This is a genomic window from Lysinibacillus sp. GbtcB16 (assembly GCF_019091145.1).
Lineage (GTDB): Bacteria > Bacillota > Bacilli > Bacillales_A > Planococcaceae > Lysinibacillus > Lysinibacillus fusiformis.
In genome coordinates this window covers 1-303 of record NZ_JAGXJV010000258.1, presented here as the reverse complement: position 1 = coordinate 303, position 303 = coordinate 1, and the positions used below count along the sequence as shown (strand labels likewise).

At 41.6% G+C, this 303-nt stretch carries 1 protein-coding gene; it reads right to left on the bottom strand.

Annotation, left to right across the window (positions count from 1 at the left end):
- The coding region (locus KVT27_RS24185; protein WP_217582129.1) for a GTPase at positions 1–303 on the bottom strand (303 nt) is incomplete at both ends.

The following is a 303-nucleotide window of genomic DNA, read 5'->3' as shown; positions in this document are numbered from 1 at the left end:
GTAAATCTGCCATTGCAAAGCTTCGGTGATCATCTGTTTCAATCATGCCTAAAATCGGTACAATTGTCGTGAAATGATATGCACCAATTTTTGGCTTAGCAGCAAAAACAACCGATAAAAGTGTTGATTTACCAACACTTGGGAAACCAACTAACCCTACATCTGCTAAAATTTTGAACTCTAATTTAACATTTAATTCTTGTCCTGGCTCACCTTTTTCAGAAAGTTCCGGGGCTGGGCTGGCAGGTTTAGGAAAGCGAGAATATCCACGTCCTCCACGTCGTGCTTTCGCAATAACGGCTC